Raw genomic sequence first — 21237 nt, 5'->3', positions numbered from 1 at the left:
GTCCGGATCAGCCCACCGTCTCGTAGGCCTCGAATCCCTCACCGCGGACCAGCCGGTCATGCACGGCCTCCACCGAACTGCGGACGGTGGTGGTGACCGGCGCGAAGAAGCTGGTGTCCTGCGGCTGGATGCCGAGGAACAGGATCTCCGGCACGGTTTCCCGCAGGCTGTCGATCAGGAAGTTCAGCGGGATGGCGTGGGTGGTGACCATGAACTGTTCGGCGACGCTGTCCTGCTCGATCAGGCGGACCTCGCCCGGCGGCAGCTCCATCTCGGCGGCATCGACGATCAGCACCCGGTGCGGTGCCAGCGCGCGGATGTGGTGGGTGTGGTTTTCCGGCACATCCTCGCCATCCACCACGATCCAGCCGGGGGCCGGCTGCTCGTCGAGCAACTGGGCCAGCAGCGGGCCGGCACCGTCGTCGCCGCGCAGGACATTGCCAACCGTGAATACGACATCGGTCATGACAGCCGTCTCCCCATCAGATAGATCGCAGGTTCGCGCCGGATGGCGTCCAGCGCCGTGCGCAGCCAGTCGAGCCACGCGGCAACATCGGGCGGCGCGGTGGGCAGCGCCGCCTCGACGGCCGTCATCAGCGGCCGGATGTGGCTGCTGTCCACCGTGATCTCGCCGAAGCGCAGCAGGCCCGACAGCTTGCGGTGCGCCTCCTCGCTGTCCTTCAGCGCGTCGAGAACGCGGTCGAACACCGCGGTGGTGCAGCGGAAGGCCGGCTTAAAGCAGTCGAACACGCCGATGTGATGCCCGATGGCCAGCGAATAATAGACCACCTGCTTGGCATCCTCGGGGATATCCTCCTTGCGCTCCAGCACTTTGGCGTTCAGCTGGTAGAACACCACCTCCGGCGCAACGCCGCGGTCGGCGCGCAGACCGGGGATGGAACCGGGATCGGCCTGTACGGGCGTGTTCATGGCGCGTCTCCCCGTATCGCCTGCTGCACCACCTCGACCAGCCGGCCGATGATCTCGGCGCGGCGCGGGTCGCGCTCCTCGCCGATGGCCTCCAGCATCCGCTCGGACAGGGTGAAGGAGCCCAGCATGTGCGCATGCCCCTCCAGCAGGGCCATGAACTCCTCGGCGATGTCGCCGCCCTGGCGGTATCCGGCCATCCGCCGCGCCTCGCGTTCCAGCCGGACCCGCAGCGCATAGGGGATGTCGGGATGGGCCAGGGTGGCGGTCTCGCCGGCTGCCTCGACATGGGTCTCGGCCTTCAGCTTCTGCTCCAGCAGGCCGAGCGCCACGGCGAAGCCGTGGATGGTCGCGGCCGGCGTCGGTGGGCAGCCGGGGATGTAGACGTCCACCGGCACGATGTTGTCGGTGCCGCCCCAGACGCAGTAGAGGTCGTGGAAGATGCCGCCGGTACAGCCGCAGGCACCGTAGGACACCACGATCTTCGGATCGGGCGCCGCCTCATAGGCGCGCAGCCCCGGCATCCGCATGGCGCGGGTCACGGCGCCGGTGAACAGCAGGATGTCGGCATGGCGGGGAGAGGCCACCACCTTGATGCCGAAACGCTCGGCGTCGAACACCGGGGTGATGGACGAGAAGATCTCGATCTCGCAGCCGTTGCAGCCGCCGCAATCGACGCGATAGACGTAGGCGGAGCGCTGGATGTTCTTCAGCAGCGCCTTCTTCATCGTGGCGATCTGTTCGCTGGTGGAGACCGGCGACATCTCCGCCACCAGGGTCTTGGGGTCTACGGGGATGGTCATGGCGTGGTCTCCAGTTCCTTGACCGGTTTTCCGGCTTCCATCTGCCGGGCGATTCCCATGCCGGCGATCTGGTGGACATCCTGGGCGCGCTTGCAGGCCGGGCAGGTCGAGGCGGTCAGCCGCAGCCGGTCCGCCTCCTCCGCACTGCGGGCTGACTGGCTCAGCAGGCGGGCGACGTAATCGACCTCCTTGGCCGGGGCGAAGGGCTTGCCGCAGCAGGCGCAGTCGGCCAGCGTGAAGACCGCCTTGCGCGTCAGGTCGGCTTTGCTGCCGACCGCCAGTTCGAAATCGTCGGACAGGCGGATGGCGCCAGTCGGGCAGGATTCCTCGCAGCGGCCGCAGAAGACGCAGCGCCCGTAATCGATCGACCAGGTGCGGCTGCCGGCGGCGGTGTCGGTCTCCATCCCGATGGCGTTGGCCGGACAGGCGACGGTGCAGGCTGCGCAGGCGATGCAGTCCACCGCATTATGGTCCGGCTTGCCGCGAAAGTCCTTGCAGACCGGCATCGGGGCGAAGGGGTATTTGACCGTCGCCTCGCCCGTGCGGAAGATTTCCTTGAGTAGCTTGAGCATGTCCGCCCCCCCTCACTTCAGCGGTGAATCCGTGCGTTCGCGGCAGTAGCGCTCCATCTCTTTGTAGGCGATGGTCTTGGAGCGCTTCTTGCGGACGTCCACCACGGTCACGCGGTCGGTGCAGGAATAGCAGGGGTCGATGCTGCCCACGATCAGCGGGGCGTCCGACACCGTATTGCCGCGCAGCATGTAGCGCAGCACCGGCCAGTTGTTGTAGGTCGAGGCGCGGCAGCGCCAGCGGTAGAGCTTCTGGTTGTCGCCGGTCATCGACCAGTGGATGTCCTCGCCGCGCGGCGCCTCGGTGAAGCCCAGCGCGAACTTGTGCGGGACATAGGTGAAATCCTCGGTCAGCACCGGGCCGGCCGGGGCGTTGTCCAGCAGCTTCTCGATGATCCACAGGCTGTCGAAGAACTCCGCCACCCGCACCAGCGTGCGGGACAGCACGTCGCAGCCCTGTTCGACATGGACCGGCATGTCGAGCAGCTTGTAGCCGGCGAAGGCATGGTCGGCGCGGGTGTCGCGGCGGTGGCCGCTGCCGCGCACCACCGGCCCGACCGGGCTGTAGTCGCGGGCGATCTGCGGGTCGAGCCGGCCGACGCCCTTGACGCGGCCGCTGACGTTGGCGGTGGACAGCAGCACATCGACCAGCCGGGTCACGTCGTCGCGCAGTTCGGCCACCAGTTCGCGGGTCTTTGCCTGCTGGTCGCCCAGGATGTCGCGGCGCACGCCGCCGATCAGGTTCAGCGCATAGGTCTTGCGCGCGCCGGTCAGCAGCTCGGCCAGCGTCATCGCCTTCTCGCGCACGCGGAAGAACTGCATGAAGCCGGTGTCGAAGCCGATGAAATGGCAGACGAGGCCGAGATTCAGCAGATGGCTGTGCATCCGCTCCGTCTCCAGCAGGATGGAGCGGATAGCCTGCGCCCGCGGCGGCACCTTGATGCCCAGCGCGTTCTCCACCGAACTGGCATAGGCGACGCTGTGGGCGTAGCCGCAGATGCCGCAGACGCGGTCGGCCAGGAAGGTGACGTCATTGTAGCCCATCCGCGTCTCGGCCACCTTCTCCATGCCGCGGTGGACGTAGAACATGCGGTAATCGGCGTCGATGATGTCCTCGCCGTCGACGAACAGGCGGAAATGGCCGGGCTCGTCGGAGGTGATGTGCAGCGGACCCAGCGGGACGACGCGGGTCTCCTGCTTGGCCTCGTTGATGAACTGGTAGGTCTCGTCGTCGCTGGTCGGCGCCGGGCGCAGCCGGTAGTCCATCGAATCCTTGCGCAGGGGATAAAGTTCGTCCGGCCAGTCATCGGGCAGGACGAGGCGGCGTTCGTCCGGCAGCCCGACCGGGCGCAGGCCGAACATGTCGCGCACCTCGCGCTCGCCCCAGACGCAGGCGGGTACCCTGGGGGTGACGGACGGGTATTCCAGCGTGTCGGCCGGCACCTCGCAGCGCACCACCACATGGCATTTGTCGCCGCCCTCCATGGACAGGACATAATAGACGGCGTAGCCGCCGTTCAGCGGCCGTTCGTCGTTGCCGACGACCACCGACAGCCAGCCATTGTGGTCGTAATAGAGGCTGGCGACGATGTCGGGCAGCGACACCGGCTTGACCGTGATGGTGACCTGGGACTCCGTCTGCCAGGATTCATCGAGGATCGCGTGGGGCAGGCTCTCGCGCAGGGAGGCGATGGTGCCGCTCCCGACCCGGTCCGGAGTGATGAGGTTCATTTGGAAATCTCCGTCTGCGAGAGGCTGCCGGTCACCAGTTGCCCGCCGGCGCGGGCCGTGTCGTATGTCTGCCTGTCGTATTTTTGCCAGGGGGCGGCCACCACCGGGCGGCTGTCACCGTTCATCACCACCGCGGTCGCCTGCTGCACCAGAGTGGACAGCGGCTGCGGCACGGCGAAGCCCAGCGTCAGCACCAGCACCGCCAGCACGCCCAGCGGGGCGAGCGCCTTCCAGCCGACGTCACCCTTGGCCATCGTCTCCGGGCTCTTGCCCAGCACGCTGTCGGCGACGATCTTCACCAGACCGGCGATGGTGATGCACAGGAACAGCGCACACAGCGCCATGATCCAGCCATAGCCCTCGTTCAGCCCGGCCATGAAGACCATGAATTCGCTGACGAAGATGTTGAAGGGCGGGAAGCCGGCCAGCGCCAGCGCGCAGCCCATCATCAACAGGCCGGTGGCAGGGGCCACCCGCAGCACGCCCTTCACCGCCCGCAGGTCGCGGGTGCCGTATTTCATCAGGACGTTGCCGGCGCTGCAAAAGAACAGGGCCTTGGTGACGCTGTGGTTGATGGCGTGCAGCAGGGCTGCGGCAATGCCGAGCGGCCCGCCGACGCCGAGCGCCACGACGATCAGCCCGACATTCTCGATGCTGGAATAGGCCAGCTTGCGCTTCAGATCCTGCTGCACGAAGAACAGCAGCGACGAGACGCCGACCGACAGCAGGCCCAGCGTCAGCAGCAACATCTGCGGGAAGCCGGTGCCCACCGTGCCGACGGTGATGACGTAGAAGCGGATGACGATCAGCAGTGCGCATTTCAGCAGCACGCCCGACAGCAGGCCCGACACCGGGCTCGGCGCCTCGGAATGGGCGTCGGGCAGCCAGGCATGCATCGGGAAGATGCCGGCCTTGGTGCCGAAGCCGATCAGGGCGAAGACGAAGGCCAGCTTGACCAGCATCGGGTCCAGTTCCGCCGCATGGCCGACCAGGGCCGTCCACAGCACCGCCTGATGCGGGTCGGCCAGAACGTCGGCGGCGTTGGAGAAGACCAGCACCGTGCCGTAGAGGCCGAAGGCGACGCCGACCGTGCAGATGATGACGTATTTCCACGCCGCTTCCAGCGAGGATTTCTGCCCGTAGAGCCCGACCAGGAAGGCGGAACCCAGCGTCGTCGCCTCGATGGCCGCCCACATCATGATGATGTTGTTGGCGGTGACCGCCAGCAGCATGGTGAACAGGAACAGACTGAAGAAGCCGTAGTAGATGCGGACCTTGCCGGCGTCGATGGCGCCGGACTCCAGGTCGTGGCGGATGTAGGCGATGGAATAGAGGCCGGTCATCAGCCCGACCACGCCGATCAGCATCATGAAGACGGCACCGAGCGCATCGACGAACAGCCAGTCGCCGAAGGCGGAGATGGCGCCGTTCGACAGCACCTGGATCAGGGCCGCGATGCTCAGCAGGAAGACATAGCCGATGGAGCCCAGATGGATGCGCTCCAGCAGCGCCACGCTGTCCCGATCGGTCGCGAAGGCTTCGGGCAACGATTCCCGGAACCAGGGCAGGGTCAGCAGGAACAGCGCCACCGCCAGCGGACCGATCAGCAGAAGTGGGGGAAGGATCGAGGGTACCATGGCGGTCATCCCTTCAGGCTCGTGAGCTGGCGCGCATCGAGCGTGTGCAGCGTGTCGAAGATCCGCGATCCCAGCGCCGCCATCACCACCACCGCGAAGATGGCGTCGGTGGCGATGCCGATCTCCACCAGCTCCGGCGCGTTGGGGGCCAACAGGGCCAGGGTCAGGTGCGACCCGTTCTCCATCAGGCAATAGCCGAACACCTGTTTCAGGATGTTCCGCTGCGCCACGATGCAGGCGAGCCCGATGAAGAACAGGGCGAGCGATACCGCCAGCGCCGGCTTGATGGCATCCGCCGCCGGCAGCGTCACCTTGGACGCCACGACGAAGCAGAGAATGAGGGCGACCGCAGCACCGACGATGGACAGCGCCGTCGGCATCACCGCACCCGTGCCGATGGCCGGATCGCTCAACCGGCGGAAGGCGCGGTACATGATCGCCGGGACCAGGATCACCTTGGTCAGCAGCGCGGTGAAGGACCAGAGATACAGCTCGCCCGACCCGGTGGCCCCCGCCAGCGCCACGAACAGCATCACCAGGATGAAGCTTTGCAGCGCGTAGAAGCGGGCGGAGTTGGCCGGGTTGCCGGCGAGCGTGACCAGAAGGGAGCTGACGATCAGCAGGCCCGACAGGCCGTTGACAATGAGAAATCCGTTCATGACCGTTCCCTCCCTCAACCGAGCCACGAGGCGGCGATGGAGCTTGAGACCAATGTCATCGCCACCAGGGCCACCAGCACGAACTTCATGCCGGCCGGCAGCGGCGCCGCCGCGGCCATCGTGGCGGAAGGCTTGCCGGGCACCGAATGGCCCAGCCATTTCAGGAACCAGGCGAAGGAGCCGACCGATTCCGCCAGCGCGATGACGACCAGCAGCATCAGCGCCCAATGATGCGCGCCGACCTCGAACCCGCCGGCGAAGATGGCGAACTTGCTGAAGAAGCCGTTGAAGGGCGGCACGCCGGTGATCGCCAGGGCGGCGCAGACGAAGGTGACGCCCAGCAACGGCGATTTGGTGACGATGCCGCGCAGCGACGGCAGCAGCCGGGTGCCGGCAGTGTAGCTCAGCGCGCCGGCGACCAGGAAGAACAGCGTCTTGGCGAAGGCGTGGTTGAAGATGTGGGCGATGGCGCCCTTGAAGGCGAGGTCGGAGCCGAAGACCGACAGCGACAGCGCCAGCAGGATGTAGGCCAGCTGTGTGATGGTCGAATAGGCGAGCAGGCGCTTCAGATCGACCTGCGGCAGATACATGAAGAAGCCGTAGACCAGCGTCAGCACCGCCATAATCGAGCCGACCCAGCCGACGATCTCCGGCGCGCCGCCCGACGACATCAGCCCGCGGGCGAAGATGTAGACGCCGACCTTCACCATGGATGCCGCATGCAGGTAGGCGCTGACCGGGGTCGGCGCCTCCATCGCGTCGGGCAGCCACATGTGGAAGGGCAGCTGGGCCGACTTGCCCCAGGCGGCGACCAGGATCGCCAGCAGCACGACCGCCTTCATCCCCGGCGCCAGATCGGCGATGGCGGTCAGCGCGAAGGTGCCGGTCGACAGGAACAGCAGCGCCGCCGCGACATAGAGGCCGAGCGAGGCGACATGGGTGACCAGCAGCGCCTTGGCCGCCGAGCGCAATGCCTTGGGCGATTCGTAATAGCCGATCAGGGCCCAGGAGCAGGCGCCCGTCAGCTCGAAGAAGGCGAGCTGGCCGACGACGGTGGAGCTGAAGACCAGCCCGGTCATGGCGCCAATGAACACCAGCAGGAAGGCATAGTAGCGCCGCCGGCCGATGTCGGGATGCTCGCGGTTGCCGGCGTTCAGATAGGCGGCGGAATAAATCGCCACCAGGAGGCCGATGGAAATCACCGCCAGCGCGATCAGCACGCTGACGCTGTCCACCACCAGCCCGAGGATCGAGACCGATCCGAAGGAGATCAGCTCGAAGGTGCCGCCGACCTTGCCGTCGCCGAGCAGCGACATCGCGAGGATGGCGATCACCGCGACGGTGGCCGCGGCAAAGCCCTGGCACAGCCATTTGGCCGATGCCCGCTCCGATGCCGCAATCGCCGCCGCACCGCCGAAGGGGACGAGGATGGCGGCCAGCGCCAGCAGCCCGAGCGGTTCCGTGGGGAGTGTTATCATGATGCTGCCCCTCGCCGGCTCACAGGCCGACCAGATAGAAGACGAAGGCGAGCGAGGCGGCGCCGACCCCGACCCAGCTGTGCTGGGGGGTCAGGCGGAAGCGGACGCGCGCGACGCTGTTCTCGACCACACCGGCCGCGGCGAAGATCAGGACCAGCTTGATGGCGAAGGCGACCAGCCCGAACAGCAGCCCGAAGAAAGTCATCTCGGGCGCGCTGCCGAAGGGCAGGAAGACGCCGACGAACCAGGCGACGACCACCGTCTGCTTCAGCGCCATCGCCCACTTGATCAGCGCCAGCGACGGGCCGGAATATTCGGTCAGCGGGCCTTCCTGCAACTCCTGCTCGGCTTCCGCCATGTCGTAGGGCAGCTTGCCCAGCTCGATATAGATGGCATAGGCGAAGGACAGGGCGGCGACGATGGTGGCGGTGACCGACCGCACATGGCCGTCGGCGATGGCGCTGCCGATGGCGCCGAGGTTGGTCGAGCCGGCCAGCAGGGCCGCGACGAACAGCGACAGCATCATCACCGGTTCGACCAGAACGCCCATGGTCAGTTCGCGGCTGCCGCCGATGCCGGAGAAGGAGCTGCCGCTGTCGATGCCGGACAGCGAGAAGAAGAAGCGGGCGAGCGCGAACAGATAGATGACCGTGATCAGGTCGCCGATGGGCGCCACCGGCGTGAAGCGGGTCAGCATCGGGATGCCCATGGCGATGACCAGCACCGTCGTCAGCATCACCGCCGGCATCGCGCGGAAGGCGAAGCCGCTGTCCGGCGGGGTCAAATCCTGGCGGGTCAGCAGCTTGGCGATGTCGCGATAGTCCTGTAGCAGGCCCGGCCCGTGGCGGGTGTGCAGCTTCGCCCGGACCATGCGCGACAGGCCGGAAACCAGCGGTGCCGCGGCGAACAGGAGGAGCGCCTGGAACAGCCCCAGGATCAGGTGTGAGAAGGTCAGCATGGCGTCCTCCCGTCAGACGGCCAGCGCCAGCAGCGCAATCAGCGCCGCGACGATGTAGAGGCAGTAGATGCGGAAATCGCCGGCCTGGATGATTTGCAGCCACTTGCCGCTGGCATCGACGGCGCCGGCGATCGGGGCGATGACGCTGCGGTCGGCCAGCGGTTCGGTGCGCCGCGCCAGCGTGACCACCCGCTCGAAGCCGTGGGCGACGCCGGTCCAGCGCCCGGCAATCGCGCGGCGCATGGTGTAGAGTGGGGCGAAGAACATGCGGATCGGCTGGGCGAAGCTGCCGGCGCTGGCGGACATGTGATGGTCCGGCAGATAGCCGGCCGCCCAGGGTGCCGCCACCTTGCGGTCACCGCCGCGGCGGCCTGCGAAGGCGGCCTTCAGCGCGATGGGCAGGAAGGCCATGGCGATCAGCAGGATGGCGATCAGCGGGGTGGAGAGCGTCGCCTGCTGGGCGTCGCCCGGCAGCAGGGTGGTGCCGACCGCCAGGGTGACCGGAGCGGTGCCGATGGTCGCCGCCGCGATGCGGCCCATCACCGGCGCCACCAGCGGAGCCAGCAGGCCGAGCGCCACGCAGGCGACGGCCAGCACCGCCATGCCGGCGACCATCGCGGCCGGCGCCTCGCGCGCCTCCTCCGCATGATGGCTGCGCGGCGCCCCGGCGAACATGATGCCGTAGGCCTTGACGAAGCACATCACCGCCAGCGCGCCGGTCAGCGCCAGCATGACGGCGGCGATAGGGGCGGCGAACTTCACCAGCGGGGTGCCGTCCAGCGCCGCGGCGAACAGCGCGTGGTAGGTGTACCATTCCGACACGAAGCCGTTCAGCGGCGGGATCGCCGAGATGGCCAGCGCGCCGACCAGGAAGGACAGGGCGGTCCAGGGCATGGTGCGGGCCAGCCCGCCCATCTCCTCCATGTCCTTGGTGTGCATGCGGAAGATGGCGGAACCGGCGCCGAGGAACAGCAGCCCCTTGAACACCGCATGGTTCAGCAGGTGATAGAGGCCGGCCATCAGCCCCAGCACCGCCAGCACCGGCTGGTGCAGCGCCATGCCGATCATGCCGGTGCCGACGCCCAGCAGGATGATGCCGATATTCTCGACCGAGTGGTAGGCGAGCAGCTTCTTGATGTCGTGCTCGGCCAGGGCATAGACCACGCCCAGCACCGACGACACCGCGCCGAAGGCCAGCACCAGCAGGCCCCAGCCCAGCATCGCCGGCCCGGCGCTGGCGCCCAGCAGGTCGATGCCGACCTTGACGATGCCGAAGACGCCGATCTTGATCATCACGCCCGACATCAGCGCCGAGGCGTGCGAGGGGGCTGCCGGATGGGCGCGCGGCAGCCAGATGTGCAGCGGGATCATGCCGGCCTTGGCGCCGAAACCGGCGAAGGCCAGCAGGAAGGCGACGCTGTCCAGCGGGGCCGGCAGTGGATGGGCGCGGAAGGCGGCGAAATCGAAGCTGCCGGCTTGGTTCGCCATCAGGAAGAAGGCGGCCATGATCAGCACCGAACCGCCATGGGCGACCAGGAAATAGAGGAAGCCGGCGTCCACCGCCTCGTCATCCTGGTCGAAGATGACCAGGAAATAGGAGGCCAGCGACATCATCTCGAAGAAGATGAGGAACCAGAAACCGTTGTCGGCCGCCACCACCAGCATCATCGAGGCGATGAAGGCGTTCATGAAGAAGCCCATCGCCCCGACGCCGCGCCCGGCATATTCGCGCACATAGGCGAAGCCGTAGATCCAGGCGACCAGCGACAGGAGCGAGATGACCGCGATCATCAGGCCGGCCAGCGGATCGAGCCGCAGGACGAAATGGGCGAAGGGGTAGGGGCCGGCGGCGTCGAGCACGGCCGGCTGGCCCGCACCGATGGCCGTCAGCCCCGAAGCCAGCCCGGCGATGGCCGCGGCGACGCCGATACCACTGCCGCCAAGACGGATGTCCCCCTCCCGATGCTTCAGGAGGAGGCAGAGGATGGCACCGCCGCAGGACAGCAGCAGCGACATGATGAGCAGGGAGAGTGGAATCATGGGTCCAGCCCCTCCAGGGAGGCGAGCGGCGTTTCAGGACTGACCGGTGCCGCCGCGGCCAGCGTGCGCTTGACGGCGGCAGCCTGGCGGGTGGCATAGGCGTCTGCCGCGTAAAGGGCGGCGGTCGGGCACACGCGCACGCAGGCCGGGCCGTCGCCGGAAAAGGCGCAGAGGTCGCATTTCACCGCCACGCTGCGCACGCCGATGTCCCAGGCCAGCAGCGGATCGAGTGCCGCCGAGTGGCTGGGGGTCGCGACGGCGATGCCGGCGACCCCGGCGATGCCGGTGCCGCTTGGCGTGATGGCGCCGAAGGGGCAGGCCAACGCGCACATCTTGCAGCCGATGCAGGTCTGCTCATTCAGCAGGATGGCATCGGCCCCGAAGGTGATGGCGTCGACCGGACAGACGCGGGCACAGGGCGCGTCCTCGCACTGGTGGCAGAGGACCGGGCCGGTGTCGTCGCCGGTCCGCATGACGGTCAGCCGGGGATGCGCTTGCAGCCCCTGTTTCTTGTGTGCCTCGGTGCAGGCCGCCATGCAGGTGTTGCACCCGATGCATTTTCTCGGTTCCGCGATAACGAAGCGATTCATGTCCAAACCTCCGGCTTCCCGGGCGGGTGCGTCGAATCGGCCGATCGGATCTTTGGGAAGGCCCGATAAAAAAACCTGATCGACCAATAAGAAGACAGTATTGGCTCGCGCGCACCTCCCCGCCGCCTGTTGTTGCAGGCGGTGTGGCAGAAGGGGAGCCAGCTGTTGCGAATTTTTGTCGGGCAGGCGGTCTTGTTTTGGATCGCCGTTGACTTCGCCACGCTATTCCCGTGGGTGACGCGATGTCAACTAGACACATAAAAAAAGTGGGTATAAGGTGCGCGACACAAAGACCGGGGCCATGATGGCGTATTGACTGTCAAATAGCGTCCCGGAAACTCCGATAAGGAACAGAATATACTCGATAGGATCGGCTTATCGGCGTCGATTACTTTTAAAGATCGGGCGATAAGCGATTTCAATCGGACGTGAAGCCACCGGTGCCCAACGCGGCCAACCGGCGCGCAACGCCAGGGAACAGTGAAGCGATGCCGGGGCGGGGCCGCTCGACGGCCCCCTCCGGCTGCCAACAAGGACGACGGGAATGAACAGATTCGTCACTGCCAACCCGAGCAAGTGCATCGGTTGCCGCACATGCGAGGTCGCCTGTGCGCTTGCCCATTCCGACGGGGCCGGCGTCGAAGGACTGGCGCCGGACAGCTTCAGGCCGCGCATCCGCATGGTGAAGACGGCCGATGTCAGCACCGCGGTGATGTGCCACCATTGCGAGGACGCGCCCTGCGTCAACGCCTGCCCGAACAACGCCATCGTCTACCGCCAGCACAGCGTGCAGGTGGAACAGGAACGCTGTCTGGGCTGCAAGAACTGCGTGCTGGCCTGCCCGTTCGGGGTGATGGACGTGGTGACGGTGCCGGCGGTCCGGCAATTCGCCGGCATGACGCTCAGCCTGGGCGTCAAGGCGCAGGCGCACAAATGCGACCTGTGCATCGAGCGTGGCGACGCCGGCCCGGCCTGCGTTTCGGTCTGTCCGACCAGCGCCCTGACCCTGATGGACCGGGAGGCGATGGACGAGACCCTGCGCCGCCGGCGCGAGCGCGCCGCCCTGGAAGCCGCCGAAGTCGCGGCCTGATTCCCATCACCCCCCATCACCGCGGCTGACGTACAGCCGGCACAATCGAGCGAACACCGAGGTCGAGATGGAAAAGCATATGGCGGTCTGCCCGTATTGCGGTACGGGTTGCAAACTGAATCTGCTGGTCGAGGGCGGGAAGGTCGTCGGTGCCGAACCCTTGAACGGCGTCACCAATGAAGGAGAACTCTGCCTCAAGGGCTATTTCGGCTACGACTTCATCAACGACACCAAGATCCTGACGCCCCGGCTGCGCAACCCGATGCTGCGCCGCAGCCGCGATGCTGCCTTCGAGGCGGTGTCGTGGGATGAGGCGATCCAGTACGCGGCCAAGAAGCTGGGCGAGATCAAGGCCAAATACGGTCCCGACTCGATCATGACCACCGGCTCGTCGCGCGGCACCGGCAACGAGACCAACTATGTGATGCAGAAATTCACCCGCGCGGTTCTCGGCACCAACAATGTCGACAACTGCGCGCGCGTCTGCCACGGCCCGTCGGTCGCCGGATTGCAGGTGACGCTGGGCAACGGCGCCATGAGCAACTCGATCCCCGAGATCGAGCATACCAAATGCGTCCTGGTCTTCGGCTACAACGTCGCCGACAGCCATCCGGTGATCGCTAAACGCATCATCAAGGCCAAGGAGCGCGGCGCCAGGATCATCGTCTGCGACCCGCGCAAGATCGAGACGGCGCGTCTGGCCGATCTGTGGCTGCCGCTGAACAATGGCTCCAACATGGCGCTGGTCAATGCCTTCGCCAATGTCCTGATCAATGAAGGGCTCTACAACAAGGAGTATGTCGCCCGTCACACCGAGGGCTTCGACGAGTACAGGAAGATCGTCGACAAATACACCCCGGAATATGCCGAGGCGATCACCGGCCTGCCGGCCGAAGACATCCGCGAGGCGATGCGCATCTATGCCGCCGCCCCCTCCGCCACCATCCTGTGGGGCATGGGCGTCACTCAGTGGGGCCAGGGCGTCGATGTGGTGAAGGGGCTGTCGGGGTTGGCGCTGCTGACCGGCAATCTCGGCCGCCCGAATGTCGGCGTCGGCCCGGTGCGCGGCCAGAACAATGTGCAGGGCAGCTGCGACATGGGTGTGCTGCCGACCGAGTTCCCCGGCTACCAGAAGGTCACCGACCCGGAGATCCGCGAGAAGTTCGCCAAGGCCTGGGGCGTCCCGTCGCTGCCCGACCAGATCGGCTATCGCCTGACCGACGTGCCGCATCTGGCGGAGACCGGCAAGCTGAAGGCGATGTATGTTATGGGCGAGGATCCGGCGCAGACCGAGCCGGATCTGGCGCAGGTGCGCAAGGGCTTCGAGGCGATGGAGTTCGTCATCGTCCAGGACATCTTCATGACCAAGACGGCGATGTTCGCCGACCTGATCCTGCCAGCCACCTCCTGGGGCGAGCATGAGGGCGTGTTCAGCGCCGCCGACCGCAGCTTCCAGCGCTTCACCAAGGCGGTGGACGCCAAGGGCGACGTCAAGCACGACTGGGAGATCATCAGCCTGCTCGCCACGGCGATGGGCTATCCCATGCATTACGACAACACCAGGCAGATCTGGGACGAGCTGCGCGAGCTTTGCCCGATCTTCTACGGCGCCACCTACGAGAAGATGGAGGGGTTGGGTGCAGTGCCGTGGCCGTGCCGCGACATCGACTCGGCAGGTTCCAAGTATCTGTACGAGGGCAACGTCTTCCAACGGCCGGGCGGCAAGGGCCTGCTGTTCGCCACCGAATGGCGTCCGCCGCGGGACCAGCTGACCGAGGAGTTCCCGTTGATCCTCTGCACCGTGCGCGAGGTCGGCCATTACTCCTGCCGCTCGATGACCGGCAACTGCGCTGCCCTTCAGACGCTGGCCGACGAGCCGGGCTATGTCACCATCAACCCGAAGGACGCCAAGGCGTTGGGCATCCGCGACCAGGAGCTGGTCTGGGTGTCGTCGCGCCGCGGCAAGGTGATCAGCCGCGCCAGCGTCACCGACCGCACCAACAAGGGGGCCGTCTATATGACCTACCAGTGGTGGATCGGCGCTTGCAACGAGCTGACCATCCACGCCGTCGATCCCATCGCCAAGACGCCGGAATACAAATACGCCGCAGTCCGGGTCGAGGCGATTGCCGATCAGGTCTGGGCGGAAAATTACGTCCAGCAGGAATACGCGAAGCTGAAGGGCGGCCTCAGCAATGCGGTGACCGGTGCGACGAAGAAGGCGCCCGCCTACGTGTGACCGTGGCGGGATTGCACCCGACTCTCCTTTCCCCTTGGGGAGAGGAGAGTTGGCCCGTTCTGCGAAAGACCCAGCCCATGCACGAGATCGCTCTGTGCCAATCCTTGCTTGAACAGGCGATGAGGGCGCGCGAGGCCAATCCCTTCGACCGGGTGGTGCGCGTCACTGTGTCGGTCGGTTGCGCCAGCCGGGTGCAGCCCGATGCCCTGCGTCATGCCTTCGACCTGCTCAGCCGCGACACCTTCCTGGAGGGGGCCGATCTGCGGATCGACCGTCCGTCGGACGAGGCATTCCGGCTCGTCGAGATGGAGGTGTCGTGAGGGTGATGCTTTGCGTGCCTATGATGCGTCGCATTGCCGCTGCGGCAGCCGGCGCCGAGACCTGAACACGTGATTCGGATCAATATTGTTGCTCGGGTCGTGATCGATACGTTCCCGATCCACGCTGCGCAAGACGTGGTGGGAGGAGACCCGGCATGCAGGAAAAACTCGAATTTCTGATCGCGCTGGCGACGGAAAAGCATTTCGGCCGTGCGGCACAGGTCTGCGGGGTGTCGCAGCCCAATCTGTCCGCCGCGATCAAGCAGCTGGAATCGACCATGGGCGTGCCGCTGGTCGACCGCGGCGCACGCTTCATCGGCTTCACGCCGGAAGGGGAACGGGTGCTGGAGTGGGCGCGGCGCATCGTCGGCGACTACAAGGCGATGCGCGCCGATGTCGAGACGATGAAGCAGGGGCTGACCGGCACGCTGCGGCTGGTGGTGGTGCCGACGGCGCTGCCGATGGTCCAGCGGCTGACCGCCACCGTCTGGTCGATGCATCCCGGCATCAAGATCACCATCGCGTCCCACAGCTCCACCGAAATCCTGTCCAAGCTGGAAAATCTGGAGGCGGAGGCCGGGATCACCTATCTCGACAACGAACCGCTCGGCAATGTCGACGAGGTGCCGCTCTATCACGAGCGCTACCACCTGATCACCTCGGCGGACAGCCCGTTCGGCACGCGCGACAGCGTGACCTGGGAAGAGGCGGCGACCCTGCCGCTCTGCCTGCTGAACAGCACCATGCAGAACCGGCGGATCATCGACCGCGCCTTCGCCGAAGCGGGGGTGCATGCCGAACCGATGCTCGAATCCAACTCCATCGTCGTGCTGACCAACCATCTCTGCACTGGCGTGTGGTCGACGATCATGCCGCGGATCATGGCGGATTCGTTGCTGCTTCCCCCTTCGATCCGTGCCATTCCCATCGTCGCGCCGGAACTGTCGACCCTGATCGGCCTTGTGGTGTGCCGGCGCGATCCCCAGCCGCCGCTGACCGCGGCGCTGATCGCCGACGCACGCCGTCTCGCTCCCGAACTGGCGAATGCCGCCTGACGGCATCGCTCCGCCCGTGAAAGAACGCTCGCAGGAGCGGGGCGGGCAGGCGATTATTTCAGTCCATGCAAGAATGAACTGCGAAGTCCGGTCATTCTCTCAGCGGTGATGATCCCGCACTCTGGTGATGCGGAACGGGAATGCTCCTGTCCGACCGCTCCCCAGCATGGGACACCGACGATGACCGCTGCATTGAAAGCACTGCCGCCCTGGCATGAGGGTGAGACGTTCATCCAGCGGAAGCTGGGAGTGGCCGAACGGATGGAGGCTGTCGGTCAGCGGGTGATCCGCGACCACATGCCTGACCAGCATCGCGACTTCTATGCCCAGCTTCCCTTCATCGTGCTGGGCAGCGTCGATCCAGCGGGCGACCCGTGGGCCACGCTCCTCATCGGCAAGCCGGGCTTCCTGTCGTCGCCGACGCCGACGAGGCTCGACATCGCCGCCCATGCCGATCCCGGCGATCCGGCGGGGGAGGGCATGCGGGACGGCGATCCCGTCGGCCTCCTGGGGATCGAGATGCACACCCGGCGCCGCAACCGCATGAACGGCATCGTCGCCGCCATCGGCAGCGGATTTCGGGTCGATGTCGACCAGAGCTTCGGGAATTGCCCGCGCTACATCCAGCTTCGCGATGTCGATTATGCACGGGATCCGGCAGAACCGTTCACCGGCGCGGTGGAGGTCCTGCCGCAGCTGGACGAACAGGCGCGGACCATGATCGGCGAGGCGGACGCATTCTTCGTCGCCACCTATGCGGACCGGGCCGAGCGCCGTCAGGTCGACGTGTCCCATCGCGGCGGCAAGGCGGGCTTCGTCCGTGTCGCGGAGGATGGCACCCTCACGGTGCCCGACTTCAACGGCAACCTCTTCTTCTCGACCCTCGGGAACATCGTTCTCAACGGCAAGGCCGGCCTTGTCTTCGTCGATTACGGCAGCGGCGACATGCTGCAAATGACCGGCGATGCCGAGGTGATCCTGGAGTCGCCGGAGATTGCGGCCTTCCAGGGAGCCGAGCGGCTGTGGACCTTCAAGCCGCGCCGCATTCTGCGCCGGGCCGGCGCACTGGCGCTGCGCTGGTCGTTCCGCAAGGAGGGCTGGTCGCCCAGTTCACTGATGACGGGGGATTGGGCGCAGGCGGCGGCCCGCATGCAGGCCGGCGAGCTGGCGACGCGCTGGCGCCCGTACCGGGTGACGAAGATCGTCGACGAAACCCCGGCGATCCGCTCCTTCCACCTGCAACCGACTGATGGAGCGGGCCTTCTTCCCCATGCCGCCGGTCAGCACTTGCCGATCCGCGTGACGGTTCCAGGATCGGACAAGCCGGTCATCCGCACCTACACGCTGTCGGCCGCGCCGTCTAACGGCCACTACCGGATCAGCGTCAAGCGGGAAGGGCTGGTGTCGCGCTATCTGCACGACCGCATCCGTGCCGGCGACATCATCGAAGCGCGCGCACCCGACGGCGCCTTCACCATCGACCCTTACGGGACAAGACCGGCGGTCCTGCTGGCCGGCGGCATCGGGATCACGCCGCTGCTGGCGATGCTGCGCCACATCGTCTACGAGGGCCTGCGCAAACAGCGGATGCGGCCGACCATCCTCATCCAGGCAGCGCGTTCGGTGTCCGAGCGTCCTTTCGACCGGGAGATCGCCGAACTGGTGAACGCGGCGCAGGGGGCGGCAGGGCAGGGGGCCGTCAGGTGGATCCGGGTGCTCAGCGATCCTGGCACAGCCAAGGAGGGCGTCGATTATGAGGCGACCGGCCGCATCGACATGGCCCTGCTGACCCGCTTCCTGCCGTTCGACGACTATGATTTCTACCTGTGCGGTCCGCCGGCATTCACGCAGGCGCTCTATGACGGGTTGCGGAGCCGCAACATCGCCGACGGGCGGATCCACGCCGAGGCATTCGGGCCGTCGTCCTTGCAACGAACGGCGGATGTCGGGGCCGCACCCCCGCCGGTCCGTCCCCTGCCGTCGAGCAAGCCGGTGCCGGTGACCTTCATGACCTCGCTGAAGGAGGATCGCTGGACACCGGCGTCCGGCACGTTGCTGGAGTTGGCGGAAGCGCGCGGGCTGGAGCCGGAATACAGTTGCCGGGAAGGCACCTGCGGAACCTGCCGGACCAAGCTGCTGAAGGGTGCCGTGACCTATGTCCGCGAACCGGGTGCCAGCGTCACCCCCGGCGAGGTCCTGATTTGCAGTGCCGTGCCTGCCGAAACCGGCCCGGATGAGGAAAACTGCATCCTGCTTGCCCTGTGAGCCTTGCCTCAAGCACGTCAACCGGGCGCGGATCGCACCGCGCCACGCTCTTCCATCACCGTTTGTATCGTTTCATCCGCAAGAAGGAGCATGCCATGTCCCGTCCGCCGCTTCCCCCCTTCACCGCAGAATCCGCCGTCGAGAAGGTTCGACTCGCCGAGGATGGCTGGAACAGCCGCGATCCGGCCAAGGTCACGCTCGCCTATAGCGAGGACAGCCGCTGGCGCAATCGCGCCGAATTCGCGACCGGCCGCGCCGAGATCCAAGCCTTTCTCACCCGCAAATGGAACAAGGAACTTGAATACCGGCTGATCAAGGAACTCTGGACCTTCACCGGAAACCGCATCGCGGTGCGCTACGCCTACGAATACCGCGACGACAGCGGCCAATGGTATCGCGCTTACGGCAACGAGAATTGGGAATTTGCCGAGGACGGGCTGATGCGCGCCCGGCATGCCAGCATCAACGAACACCCCATCGTCGAGGCCGACCGCAAGTTCCACTGGCCGCTCGGCCGCCGGCCCGACGACCATCCCGGTCTCAGCCATTTCGGCTTCTGAAACCGGGCTTTCCGACCTTGAGCTTCGATAGGGAAAGGCAACTGACCCCAGATGCGATGAGGCCGTCCACCGTGGCGGCCTCGTCGCCATTTTATTGCCAGCGCTTTGAAGCTGAGGGAACACTGACACTTCTATGTTGCGCTGGACTGACATTCTGACATTGTACCTACAAGAGTAAAAACACATAACTTTCGTTATGGAAAATACGCATGCGTCATGCGACGTCGCATGGCCCAAGCCAGAGACATTGTTTGATGCACCGATCATTGGCAATTAAAGCGTCTTGCGCCAAAATGTACGAACTGGTACGTTTGTTGGTGTCTACGAACCATGCCGCTGCCGAAGGGGCTCCCATGCCGTCCAGCGCCTTTACCTTCAAAAAGTCGATTGCCACCGTTTCGCTGAGCGGCACCCTGCCGGAGAAGCTCGAAGCGGCGGCTGCCATCGGCTTTGACGGGGTCGAGATTTTCGAGAACGACCTGCTGACGTTCGACGGGTCGCCGGCCGATGTCCGCCGCATCGCCGAGGGCTTGGGTCTGGAAATCACCATCTTCCAGCCATTCCGCGATTTCGAGGCGATGCCGGATCCGATCCGTGCCCGCAACCTCGACCGCGCAGAACGCAAGTTCGACGTGATGCAGGAACTGGGCACCGACCTCGTGCTGGTCTGCTCCAACGTCCAGCCCGCCGCCATCGACGATCCAGCCCGCGCCGCCGCCGACCTCGCCGAAATGGCGGAGCGGGCGCAGCGCCGGGACCTGCGCGTCGGCTACGAGGCACTGGCCTGGGGCCGGCATGTCAACCGGTGGCGCCAAGCCTGGGACATCGTGCAGCGCGCCGACCATCCGGCGCTGGGGCTGATCGTCGATAGCTTCCACACGCTGGCCCTGAACGACGACCCGTCCGGCATCGCTGACCTGCCTGGCGACCGAATCTTCTTCGTGCAGCTGGCCGACGCCCCGGCACTATCGATGGACGTGCTGTCCTGGAGCCGTCATTTCCGCAATTTCCCCGGTCAGGGCCAGTTGCCGGTCCGGCGTTTTCTCGATGCGGTGCTGGCATCGGGCTATCGCGGGCCGCTGTCGCTGGAAATCTTCAACGATGAGTTCCGCGCCGCCCCTGCCCGCCTGACCGCCCTCGACGGTTTGCGGTCGCTCATCCATGTGGAGGCCGAGGCCGGCTTCGGTCCGGGCCTGCCGGCGCCGCCGGTCTGCCACGGCGTGGAGTTCCTCGAATTCGCCGTCGATGCGGCTGCACGCGACAAGCTGTCCGCCTTGCTCGGCAGCCTGGGATTCCGGCATGCCGGGCGCCACCGCTCCAAGGATGTCGACCTCTACCGCCAGGGCGGCGTCAATCTGGTGCTGAACAGCGAAGAGGATTCCGCGGCATCCGAGCATTTCCAGATGCACGGCCCCTCGGTCTGTGCCATGGCCTTCACGGTGGACGATGCCGCCCGCACCATTGCCCGTGCCGAGGCTCTGCGCTGTGTCCTGTGGCGCGAGCGTGTCGGCGACGGCGAACGCAAAATCCCGGCGCTGCGCGCACCCGACGGCACGCTGATCTATCTGGTCGACGGCAAGGAAGCCCGCCGCAGCATCTGGGAGGACGACTTTCACCTGTTCGCGGAAGAGCCGGCTGGACAGGATTCCAACCCGCCGCCGCCACATGGCTCCCCCCTGCTCGGCATCGATCACATCGCTCAGGCCCTGCCCTTCGGGCGGATGGACAGCTTCGTCCTGTTCTATCGCACGGTCTTCGGCTTCGTGCCGGAAAGCCTGTGGGAATTGCCCGATCCCTACGGTCTGATCCGCAGCCGGGCGCTGGTCAGCCCCGATGCTGAGCCCGGCCGGGGCGTGCGGTTGCCGCTGAACATCTCGGAAAGCCGGCGGACCGCCACCGGCCGTTTCGTCAGCGCCACCTCCGGCGCTGGCGTCCACCATGTCGCCTTCGCCACCGCCGATGCCGATGCGCTGGTGACGGACCGCCTTGCCGCCGGCGCCCCCTTCCTGCCGATCCCCGCCAACTATTACGACGATCTGGCGGTCAAGCACCCGCTGGACGATGCGACGCTGGCGACGCTGAAGGACCGCGAACTGCTGTATGACCGCGACGAGCAGGGCGAGTTCCTGCACGCCTACACCGACAGCTTCGACGACCGCTTCTTCTTCGAGGTGGTGGAGCGCCGTGGCGGCTACCGGCAGTTCGGAGCGGTGAACGCCGCCGTGCGCATGGCGGTGCAGGCCCAACTGCGCGAAGGCGCCCGGCCCGAACTTTATCTCGACTGAAAATGAACGAAACAGTGCGTTTGTTTGGAGA

General features: G+C 66.2%; 18 protein-coding genes. 7 read left to right on the top strand and 11 right to left on the bottom strand.

Annotation, left to right across the window (positions count from 1 at the left end):
- Positions 1-7: 7 nt before the first annotated feature.
- From hycI to ABNQ39_RS28415, 11 genes are read right to left on the bottom strand one after another with little or no spacing between them, the layout of a single operon-like run.
- A complete protein-coding gene (gene hycI, locus ABNQ39_RS28465) occupies positions 8-466 on the bottom strand; it encodes a hydrogenase maturation peptidase HycI (protein WP_376964862.1) in 459 nt (152 codons plus the stop codon).
- Positions 463-930, bottom strand: a complete 468-nt coding sequence (locus ABNQ39_RS28460; protein WP_376964860.1) for a formate hydrogenlyase maturation HycH family protein — start codon at positions 928-930, stop codon at positions 463-465. The genes hycI and ABNQ39_RS28460 overlap by 4 nt, the downstream gene beginning before the upstream one ends.
- Positions 927-1730, bottom strand: coding sequence for an NADH-quinone oxidoreductase subunit B family protein (locus tag ABNQ39_RS28455; RefSeq protein WP_376964858.1), 804 nt, complete (start codon positions 1728-1730; stop codon positions 927-929). Before ABNQ39_RS28455 ends, ABNQ39_RS28460 begins: the two co-directional genes overlap by 4 nt.
- Complete coding sequence (locus ABNQ39_RS28450; RefSeq protein ID WP_376964856.1) at positions 1727-2302, bottom strand: formate hydrogenlyase complex iron-sulfur subunit; 576 nt, start codon at positions 2300-2302, stop codon at positions 1727-1729. The genes ABNQ39_RS28455 and ABNQ39_RS28450 overlap by 4 nt, the downstream gene beginning before the upstream one ends.
- Positions 2303-2314: 12 nt before the next feature.
- On the bottom strand, positions 2315-4030 hold the full coding sequence (locus tag ABNQ39_RS28445) for an NADH-quinone oxidoreductase subunit C (protein ID WP_376964854.1): 1716 nt from the start codon (positions 4028-4030) through the stop codon (positions 2315-2317).
- A complete protein-coding gene (locus tag ABNQ39_RS28440; RefSeq protein WP_376964852.1) occupies positions 4027-5667 on the bottom strand; it encodes a hydrogenase 4 subunit F in 1641 nt (546 codons plus the stop codon). Before ABNQ39_RS28440 ends, ABNQ39_RS28445 begins: the two co-directional genes overlap by 4 nt.
- A gap of 5 nt (positions 5668-5672) precedes the next feature.
- Positions 5673-6326: a hydrogenase 4 membrane subunit gene (gene hyfE / locus ABNQ39_RS28435; protein ID WP_042694840.1), complete on the bottom strand. Its 654-nt coding sequence runs from the start codon at positions 6324-6326 to the stop codon at positions 5673-5675.
- 14 nt (positions 6327-6340) lie between these two features.
- Entirely contained in the window at positions 6341-7804 is a 1464-nt protein-coding gene (locus ABNQ39_RS28430) for a hydrogenase 4 subunit D (protein ID WP_376964849.1), read from the bottom strand.
- 19 nt (positions 7805-7823) lie between these two features.
- Complete coding sequence (locus ABNQ39_RS28425; protein WP_376964847.1) at positions 7824-8762, bottom strand: respiratory chain complex I subunit 1 family protein; 939 nt, start codon at positions 8760-8762, stop codon at positions 7824-7826.
- Between the two features lie 12 nt (positions 8763-8774).
- Complete coding sequence (gene hyfB / locus ABNQ39_RS28420) at positions 8775-10802, bottom strand: hydrogenase 4 subunit B (RefSeq protein ID WP_376964845.1); 2028 nt, start codon at positions 10800-10802, stop codon at positions 8775-8777.
- Complete coding sequence (locus ABNQ39_RS28415) at positions 10799-11392, bottom strand: 4Fe-4S dicluster domain-containing protein (RefSeq protein WP_376964843.1); 594 nt, start codon at positions 11390-11392, stop codon at positions 10799-10801. Before ABNQ39_RS28415 ends, hyfB begins: the two co-directional genes overlap by 4 nt.
- Before the next feature lie 544 nt (positions 11393-11936).
- Between ABNQ39_RS28415 and ABNQ39_RS28410 the strand changes: the two genes are divergently transcribed.
- The 7 genes from ABNQ39_RS28410 (at position 11937) to ABNQ39_RS28380 (ending at position 21206) form a co-directional block, all read left to right on the top strand.
- On the top strand, positions 11937-12482 hold the full coding sequence (locus ABNQ39_RS28410; RefSeq protein WP_376964841.1) for a 4Fe-4S dicluster domain-containing protein: 546 nt from the start codon (positions 11937-11939) through the stop codon (positions 12480-12482).
- A 67-nt stretch (positions 12483-12549) separates the two neighbouring features.
- Positions 12550-14721: a formate dehydrogenase subunit alpha gene (gene fdhF / locus ABNQ39_RS28405; RefSeq protein ID WP_376964839.1), complete on the top strand. Its 2172-nt coding sequence runs from the start codon at positions 12550-12552 to the stop codon at positions 14719-14721.
- Positions 14722-14798: 77 nt separating this feature from the next.
- Positions 14799-15041: a hydrogenase maturation nickel metallochaperone HypA gene (locus ABNQ39_RS28400; RefSeq protein WP_376964837.1), complete on the top strand. Its 243-nt coding sequence runs from the start codon at positions 14799-14801 to the stop codon at positions 15039-15041.
- Positions 15042-15196: 155 nt separating this feature from the next.
- A complete protein-coding gene (locus tag ABNQ39_RS28395) occupies positions 15197-16096 on the top strand; it encodes a LysR family transcriptional regulator (protein ID WP_376964835.1) in 900 nt (299 codons plus the stop codon).
- Between the two features lie 180 nt (positions 16097-16276).
- On the top strand, positions 16277-18361 hold the full coding sequence (locus tag ABNQ39_RS28390) for a 2Fe-2S iron-sulfur cluster-binding protein (RefSeq protein WP_376964833.1): 2085 nt from the start codon (positions 16277-16279) through the stop codon (positions 18359-18361).
- Positions 18362-18456: 95 nt separating this feature from the next.
- Positions 18457-18921, top strand: coding sequence for a DUF1348 family protein (locus ABNQ39_RS28385; protein ID WP_376964831.1), 465 nt, complete (start codon positions 18457-18459; stop codon positions 18919-18921).
- Between the two features lie 353 nt (positions 18922-19274).
- Positions 19275-21206 (top strand): bifunctional sugar phosphate isomerase/epimerase/4-hydroxyphenylpyruvate dioxygenase family protein, encoded by a 1932-nt coding sequence (locus ABNQ39_RS28380; protein WP_376964829.1) that lies wholly within the window; start codon positions 19275-19277, stop codon positions 21204-21206.
- Positions 21207-21237 lie beyond the last annotated feature (31 nt).

Source organism: Azospirillum sp. A26 (genome assembly GCF_042604635.1).
GTDB classification, from domain to species: domain Bacteria; phylum Pseudomonadota; class Alphaproteobacteria; order Azospirillales; family Azospirillaceae; genus Azospirillum; species Azospirillum palustre.
Note: the sequence above shows the minus strand (reverse complement) of the source record. Positions and strands in the feature narration are given on the sequence as shown.

What these genes read in the sequence shown, in the direction of transcription:
- hycI (WP_376964862.1), bottom strand. Translation starts at nt 466, where the DNA reads ATGACCGATGTCGTATTCACGGTTGGCAATGTCCTGCGCGGCGACGAC.
- ABNQ39_RS28460 (WP_376964860.1), bottom strand. Translation starts at nt 930, where the DNA reads ATGAACACGCCCGTACAGGCCGATCCCGGTTCCATCCCCGGTCTGCGC.
- ABNQ39_RS28455 (WP_376964858.1), bottom strand. Translation starts at nt 1,730, where the DNA reads ATGACCATCCCCGTAGACCCCAAGACCCTGGTGGCGGAGATGTCGCCG.
- ABNQ39_RS28450 (WP_376964856.1), bottom strand. Translation starts at nt 2,302, where the DNA reads ATGCTCAAGCTACTCAAGGAAATCTTCCGCACGGGCGAGGCGACGGTC.
- ABNQ39_RS28445 (WP_376964854.1), bottom strand. Translation starts at nt 4,030, where the DNA reads ATGAACCTCATCACTCCGGACCGGGTCGGGAGCGGCACCATCGCCTCC.
- ABNQ39_RS28440 (WP_376964852.1), bottom strand. Translation starts at nt 5,667, where the DNA reads ATGGTACCCTCGATCCTTCCCCCACTTCTGCTGATCGGTCCGCTGGCG.
- hyfE (WP_042694840.1), bottom strand. Translation starts at nt 6,326, where the DNA reads ATGAACGGATTTCTCATTGTCAACGGCCTGTCGGGCCTGCTGATCGTC.
- ABNQ39_RS28430 (WP_376964849.1), bottom strand. Translation starts at nt 7,804, where the DNA reads ATGATAACACTCCCCACGGAACCGCTCGGGCTGCTGGCGCTGGCCGCC.
- ABNQ39_RS28425 (WP_376964847.1), bottom strand. Translation starts at nt 8,762, where the DNA reads ATGCTGACCTTCTCACACCTGATCCTGGGGCTGTTCCAGGCGCTCCTC.
- hyfB (WP_376964845.1), bottom strand. Translation starts at nt 10,802, where the DNA reads ATGATTCCACTCTCCCTGCTCATCATGTCGCTGCTGCTGTCCTGCGGC.
- ABNQ39_RS28415 (WP_376964843.1), bottom strand. Translation starts at nt 11,392, where the DNA reads ATGAATCGCTTCGTTATCGCGGAACCGAGAAAATGCATCGGGTGCAAC.
- ABNQ39_RS28410 (WP_376964841.1), top strand. Translation starts at nt 11,937, where the DNA reads ATGAACAGATTCGTCACTGCCAACCCGAGCAAGTGCATCGGTTGCCGC.
- fdhF (WP_376964839.1), top strand. Translation starts at nt 12,550, where the DNA reads ATGGAAAAGCATATGGCGGTCTGCCCGTATTGCGGTACGGGTTGCAAA.
- ABNQ39_RS28400 (WP_376964837.1), top strand. Translation starts at nt 14,799, where the DNA reads ATGCACGAGATCGCTCTGTGCCAATCCTTGCTTGAACAGGCGATGAGG.
- ABNQ39_RS28395 (WP_376964835.1), top strand. Translation starts at nt 15,197, where the DNA reads ATGCAGGAAAAACTCGAATTTCTGATCGCGCTGGCGACGGAAAAGCAT.
- ABNQ39_RS28390 (WP_376964833.1), top strand. Translation starts at nt 16,277, where the DNA reads ATGACCGCTGCATTGAAAGCACTGCCGCCCTGGCATGAGGGTGAGACG.
- ABNQ39_RS28385 (WP_376964831.1), top strand. Translation starts at nt 18,457, where the DNA reads ATGTCCCGTCCGCCGCTTCCCCCCTTCACCGCAGAATCCGCCGTCGAG.
- ABNQ39_RS28380 (WP_376964829.1), top strand. Translation starts at nt 19,275, where the DNA reads ATGCCGTCCAGCGCCTTTACCTTCAAAAAGTCGATTGCCACCGTTTCG.